This is a genomic window from Longimicrobium sp. (genome assembly GCF_035474595.1).
GTDB lineage: Bacteria > Gemmatimonadota > Gemmatimonadetes > Longimicrobiales > Longimicrobiaceae > Longimicrobium.
Window position 1 is genome coordinate 74,962 of the sequence record NZ_DATIND010000116.1, and the last position, 6,402, is coordinate 81,363.

Sequence of the window (6,402 nt, forward strand, 5' to 3'; positions counted from 1 at the left end):
CTCACGCGGAGACGCGGAGTCGCGGAGTCGCGCGACGGATTCTCCACGTTTTCGCGGCGCCCCGTGTGATCCAGCGACGCCCGGGAGGCGCGGAGGATGCCTCAGCCAGGCGATGCCACCGTCGTAGCGGGAGATGGCGCGGGCGGATCCTGCCGCAGCCAGTGCTCCAGCAACGCCCGCTGCTCCGGCGTGGGGTTCTCCACGCTCTTCGGCGCCAGGCGCTGCGGCGGGCCGAACTCCACGGAAAGCGGCAGCGTCGTCAGCTCGTCGCGGCGGAACACGGTGAGCTGCACCGTGCTCCCCGGCGCCTTCTCCTGCAGCCGCATCCCCAGGCTCATCGCGTCCACGCGCAGGCCGTCGAGCGCCACCACCTCGTCGCCCGCGGCCACGCCGGCGCGCCAGGCGGGGGTCCCGGCCAGCACGTTGCCCACCACCGTCTTCCCCCCCTCGTACTTGAACTGGAAGCCGATGCGCGCCTCGCGCTGCGGCTCCGCGGGCGGGCGGGGCGGCTGGCCGGGCGCGGGCGGCGGGCGCACCTCGTGCGCGGGAACCAGCTCCAGCCCCGCCGCGGCCAGCCCCGGCGCCAGGTCCAGCTCCTCCGCGCTCCGCAGCCAGCGGTCGAAGAGCGGGCGCAGGTCGGTCCCCGCCACCTCCGACGCCAGCTCCTCCACCCGGCGCTCGGGGAATCCCACGTCGGGGCGGCCGTGCCCGGCCCAGAGCGCGCGCATCACGTCGTCCAGCGAGCGCTCGTTCCCCGTGGCGCGCCGGATCTCCAGGTCCGCCAGCAGCGCCACCAATCCCCCCTTGTGGTAGTAGGAGATGGTGGCGTTCGCGCTGTTCGCGTCGGGCCGGTAGAACTTGATCCAGGCGTCGAAGCTGGCGTCCTCCAGCGGCTGCACCAGCCGCCCGGGGATGGCCATCAATCGCGTGACCTGCTCGGCCAGCTTCTCCAGGTAGCGCTGCGGGTTGAGGATCCCCGCGCGGCGCAGGATGAGGTCCGTGTAGTAGGTCGTGATCCCCTCGACCACCCACAGCTCGCGGGTGTACGCCTCGCGCACGTAGTCGAACGGGCCCAGCACGGCCGGGCGGATGCGCTTGCCGTTCCACGCGTGGAAGAGCTCGTGCGCGACCAGGGCCAGGAAGCTCTCGTACTGCGGCCCGCGGAAGCTCCACCGGTCGGCGACGAGGACCGTGGAGTCGCGGTGCTCCAGCCCGCCCGAGCCGCCGGGGATAAGGTGGAGGATGATGGTGTACGCGCGGTACGGCAGCTCGCCGAATAGCGCCTTCTCCGCACGGACGATCTTCGTGGTGTCGGCGATCAGCCGCTGCGCGTCGTAGTTGCCGCGCCCCCAGATGGCGTAGCGGTGGGGCACGCCGTCGACCTCGAAGTCGATCACCGCGTGCGTGCCGATCTCCAGCGGGCTGTCGGCCAGCTCGTCGTAGTGCGCGGCGCGGAACACGTTCGGCGCCGTCTCCTCCATCGCCGTCGTCACCCGCCACCCCTGCGGCGGCTGCACCTCCAGCCGCACCTCGTCGTCCTGGCGGCCGTCCAGGTACATGAACACGCTGGTGCCGCTGACGAAGGCGTGGGTGCTGTCCAGGTGGCTGGTGCGGACGGAGAGCTCGTCGGCGTTCACGAGATACCGCGCGCGCAGCACGCCGTCCGCCGGCGCGGCGATCTCCCAGGTGTTCTTGTCGGTCTTGGCGAAGGCGAGGGGGTTCCCGGCGCCGTCCACCGCGGCGAAGGTCACCACGTTGCGCGGGAACTCGCGCATCAGGTACGACCCCGGCGTCCACGACGGCATCACCAGCCGGGCGGGCGCGGTCACGCCCTCGGCCTGGACGTCGACCAGGAAATGGTGGGTCTGCGGCTCGGGAAAGGCCAGCCGGTAGGTGATGGGCATCAGCGGCGGCCGCGGCGCGGCTTGTTCTTGCGCTTGCGCCCGCGCCACACCAGCGCGGCCGCCGCGCCGGTGGCGATCCCCGCGCCGATGGCGGCGGGGTTCAGGAAGCGGCCCACGCCCGACTCCTTCAGAATGCTGCCGGCCATGAACACCACGTTGGCGGGGCGCTCGGCCAGGCGGCGCATCAGGTACGGGTACCAGCTGTCGCCGAAGGGAACGTAGACGCGCACGTTGTATCCCTCCTCGCGCAGCCGCGTCTGGATGTCGCGGCGCACGCCGTACAGCATCTGGAACTCGAAGCTGTCCTTGCCGATCCCCTTCTCGAACACGAAGCGGCGGGCGTGGTCGATGATGGCCTCGTCGTGCGTGGCGATGGCCGGGTACTTCCCCGCCTCGAGCAGGCGCTCCATCTCCTCGATGTAGGCCCGGTCGGTGTCGGCCTTGTCGGGAAAGGCCAGGTCGTCGGGCTCCTTGTACGCGCCCTTCACCAGCCGCACGCGCGAGCCCAGGGCGATCAGGCGTTCCAGGTCGTCGGGGGTGCGGCGGAGGTAGCTCTGCAGCACGGTGCCGGTGTTGTGGAAGCCGTCGGCCCACAGCTGCTCGACCAGCGCCACGGTGCGCTCGGTGTACGCCGTGCTCTCCATGTCCAGGCGGACGAAGACCTCGCCGTCGCCGTCGCCCAGCTCGCGGGCGCGCTGCAGCACCATCTCCACGTTGGCGCGGCAGAAGTCCTCGTCCAGGTCCAGCCCCAGCTGCGTGGGCTTCACCGACACGTTGGCCTCGATCCCCGTCCGCGAGATCGTCTCCAGGATGCGGATGATCATGTCGGTGGCCGCCTCGGCCTCCTCGCGCGTCTTCACCGACTCGCCCAGGAAGTCCAGCGAGGCGGCCAGCCCGGCCGCGTTCAGCGCCCGCGCGGCCTGCACCGCGTCTTCCAGCGTGTCGCCCGCCACGAAGCGCATGGCGAAGGCGCGCGACACCGGGGCGCGGGTGATCACGCTCTTCGCCGCGCTGCTCTCGCTGAGCAGGAGAAGGCTTTCCTTGAGCATCGGTTCAGCTTCGGGTCGATATCCGGTGACGCGTCCGCGGACGCTCAGTCGTCTGCATCTTCTTCCCCATCCCCGTCTTCATCCGTATCGGGAGATAGGTCCGTCTCCGTGGCGCGGGCGCGGATGGTGTCTTCCAGGATCTCGCGCACGCGGGCCAGTGGGAGCGACTCCAGCGCGGCGCGGGCCTCATCTTCCGTCGACGCGGTGGCGAGGTCGCCGGTCTCCAGGTGGCCCATGATGGCCGTTCCGGTCTGCGCCCAGCGCACGAAGACCAGGTACGCGCTCCAGGGCGCGCCGGGGTCGCCGGTCTCGTCGGTCTCCACCGCGGCGGTGTAGGGCTCGCCGTCGCTGGCCTCGAACGCCGCCGCGCGGCCGTGCACGGCCTGGTAGCCGCCCAGCGTGTCGTCGGTGATCTCCGGCGGGGTGACGGGGTTCAGCCGGTCTTCCGCGCTGGCGTACTTCATGGGCGGGCAAAGTACCGGTGGCGTGGGGAGTACGAAAGTACGGGAGTACGGAAGTACGACGCGGGACGGAAGAAACGGGCCGGGGAGGGGGATCGATCAACAGCGGGCGGCGCTGCGCGCCGGGGCCCTCTCCCCCCGTCCCCCTCCCCCAAAACTGCCCTGGGGGAGGGGGAGACCTCGGTGCGAGAGAGGCGGCGGCTCGGGGAGGCCGCACCCTTCAACTGCCTGCGTGCGCGGGGTTTCTGTTGCAGTTACCTCTCCCAGGCTGTTCTGGGAGAGGTCGAAAAATCGAGGAGGAGAAGACGGCAGTTTGTCTTCTCCTCCTCGATTTTTCGGGTGAGGGCCCCTGGCGCGGCCGCACCTATCGCCTGGATCTGAATCACCCCACGTGGTACATCCGTGCCCGCTCCCCGTACCGCTCCTCCAGCACGCGCCGCAGCAGCGGATGCCGCTCCAGCTCGGGGTCGGCGTCCACGATGCGGCGGGCCTCGGTCTGGGCGCGGCCGAGCAGCACCATGTCCTTCTCCAGGTCGGCGAAGCGGAACCCCGGCAGCCCCGTCTGCCGCGCGCCGAACAGGTCGCCGTAGCCGCGCTGGCGCATGTCGTACTCGGCGATGCGGAAGCCGTCCTCGGTGCTCGCGAACAGCTTCAGGCGCTCGCGCGCCTCGGCGCCGCTCGCCAGCAGGATGCAGAAGCTGTCCTCCGCGCCGCGGCCCACGCGCCCGCGCAGCTGGTGCAGCTGGCTGAGCCCGAACCGGTCCGCGTGCTCGACGACCATGACCGTCGCGTTGGGGACGTCGATCCCCACCTCGATCACCGTGGTGGAAACGAGCACGTCCACGTCGCCCGCCGCGAAGGCGCGCATCACCTCGTCCTTCTCATCGCCATGCATCTGCCCGTGCACCAGGGCCACGCGGAGATCGGGGTACACCTCGCTCTTCAGCCGCTCGTACTCCTCCGTGGCCGACTTGAGGTCCACCTTCTCGGATTCCTCCACGAGCGGGTAGACGAAGTACGCCTGGCGCCCCTTCTCCACCTCCTCGCGCACGAAGCCCAGCACCTTGGCCCGCGCGGACTCGTAGCGCAGCGCGGTGCGCACGGGGCGGCGGTTGGGCGGGCGCTCGTCGATCACCGAGACGTCGAGGTCCCCGTACAGCGTCAGCGCCAGCGAGCGGGGGATGGGGGTCGCGCTCATTACCAGCATGTCGGCCAGCGTCCCCATCTCCGCCAGCGCCATCCGCTGCTTCACCCCGAAGCGGTGCTGCTCGTCCACGACGACCAGCCCGAGCCGGTCGAAGGCGACGCTCTCCTGGATCAGCGCGTGGGTGCCGACGGCGATCCCCGCGCCGCCGCTGGCGATGCGGTAGCCGGCCTCGCGCCGCTGCTTCGCCCCCATCCGCCCGGTGAGGAGCGTGACGCCCACGGGAAGGCCGTCCAGCAGCTTCGTCAGCGTGCGGGCGTGCTGCTCGGCCAGGATCTCGGTGGGCGCCATCAGCGCGGCCTGGTAGCCGTTCTCCACCGCGCGCAGCATGGCGAACAGGGCGACGATCGTCTTGCCCGACCCCACGTCGCCCTGCAGCAGCCGGTTCATGCGCCGCGGGCTCCCCATGTCTTCGCCGATCTCCCTGAGCACGCGCTTTTGCGCATCCGTCAGGGTGAACGGCAGCGACTTGTGGAACGGCTTCACGAGCCGGTCCGTCCGCTGAAAGGGGATCCCCGGGCGCTCCATGGCGGCGCGGTGGTGCGCCTGGGCGTAGAGCAGCTGCAGGAAGAACAATTCCTCGAACGCCAGCCGCCGCCGCCCCGCCTCGGCATCCAGCAGCGACGCGGGGCGGTGCATCCACTCCAGCGCCTGCGCCATCCCGGCCACGCCCACGCGCTCGCGCAGCTCCGGCGGCAGCGGGTCCTCGTCGCGCGCCTGGCGTAGCAGGTCGTCCAGGTTCTCGGCGATGAGGGTGCGGACCTGGCGGTGCGTGAGCCCTTCCGTGGCGGGATATACGGGGAAGATGGTGCCGCTCTCCTCCGTGGCGTCTTCGCCTTCCCGCGCCAGGACGGTGTATTCCTTGGGCTGGAACTGGCGGCCGTGGTAAAAGCGGACGGTGCCGCGCAGCAGGAGCAGGTCGCCGCGGGTGATGGTGCGGTCCAGGAACGGCTGCCCCGGCCAGGAGCACTCGATGAGCCCGGTGGAGTCGCGCACGACGGCCTGGAAGATCCGCAGCCCGCGCCGCGTGGGGAGCACGCCCTTGGACACGACGCGGCCCACGATGGTGGCCTCCATCCCCGGCTCCAGCGCCTTGATGCGGGTGACGGTGGAGGCGTCCTCGTACCGGTGCGGGACGTGAAAGAGCACGTCCCGCGCGGTCAGCAGACCCAGCTTGGCCAGCAGGTCTGCCCGCTTGGGACCCACGCCCTTGAGGAACTGCGCGGGCCGGTCGAGGTCGGTGTACGTGGGCACGAACGGCTTCCGGGAAACGGGCGGCGCGGGCACGCCGATGGACGTTCGGAATGTATTCGGCAGGCGGGATGCGCGCGAGTGGGACGGACGAAAGTGCGGAAGTGCGGAAGTGCGGAAGTGCGGAAGTGCGTGAGTGGATACGTCCGGACGCGCACGGACGCACACGCCCCCGCCGGCGGAACCGGCGGGGGCGGCAGGCCGGAGGGCGGTGGATCAGCAGCCCAGATGGCCAGGACTGGTGTTGCAGCCGGTGAACGTCTCGCACCCTTCGTAGCAGGTCTCCCCGAGGTGGTGATTGCAGGTGGCGCAGGAGGCATCAAACTCCGAGGCGGCCGTGCACCAGCACCCTTCCTGCTCGCAGGTGGTATTGGTGGCGCCCGGGCAGAAGCACCCCCGCTGCCAGCAGGTCGTATCGCTGACGGCCTTTCCCCGCACGGTGCCGCGCTGCTCAATCTGCTTCTCCGCCGTCTCGAACGATTCCACGTGCAGGGCATCAACCGTCAGCTTCAGCTTCTTCATCGTCTTCCCTC

Annotated in this window: 5 protein-coding genes; all 5 read right to left on the reverse strand. The window is 70.7% G+C overall.

Going from position 1 to position 6,402, the window contains the following annotated elements; translation table 11 throughout:
• Positions 1 to 101 precede the first annotated feature (101 nt).
• A complete protein-coding gene (locus VLK66_RS20965; RefSeq protein ID WP_325311432.1) occupies positions 102 to 1,904 on the reverse strand; it encodes a M61 family metallopeptidase in 1,803 nt (600 codons plus the stop codon).
• A complete protein-coding gene (locus VLK66_RS20970; protein WP_325311433.1) occupies positions 1,904 to 2,953 on the reverse strand; it encodes a proline dehydrogenase family protein in 1,050 nt (349 codons plus the stop codon). The genes VLK66_RS20965 and VLK66_RS20970 overlap by 1 nt, the downstream gene beginning before the upstream one ends.
• Positions 2,954 to 2,997: 44 nt before the next feature.
• Positions 2,998 to 3,417: a hypothetical protein gene (locus VLK66_RS20975; RefSeq protein ID WP_325311434.1), complete on the reverse strand. Its 420-nt coding sequence runs from the start codon at positions 3,415 to 3,417 to the stop codon at positions 2,998 to 3,000.
• Between the two features lie 379 nt (positions 3,418 to 3,796).
• On the reverse strand, positions 3,797 to 5,872 hold the full coding sequence (recG, locus tag VLK66_RS20980; protein WP_325311435.1) for an ATP-dependent DNA helicase RecG: 2,076 nt from the start codon (positions 5,870 to 5,872) through the stop codon (positions 3,797 to 3,799).
• Between the two features lie 213 nt (positions 5,873 to 6,085).
• On the reverse strand, positions 6,086 to 6,402 hold a 317-nt coding region (locus VLK66_RS20985), incomplete at its 5' end, for a hypothetical protein (protein ID WP_325311436.1).

Excerpts from the sequence above, each read along its gene's own strand:
- VLK66_RS20965 (WP_325311432.1), bottom strand. The coding sequence starts at position 1,904 with ATGCCCATCACCTACCGGCTGGCCTTTCCCGAGCCGCAGACCCACCAT.
- VLK66_RS20970 (WP_325311433.1), bottom strand. The coding sequence starts at position 2,953 with ATGCTCAAGGAAAGCCTTCTCCTGCTCAGCGAGAGCAGCGCGGCGAAG.
- VLK66_RS20975 (WP_325311434.1), bottom strand. The coding sequence starts at position 3,417 with ATGAAGTACGCCAGCGCGGAAGACCGGCTGAACCCCGTCACCCCGCCG.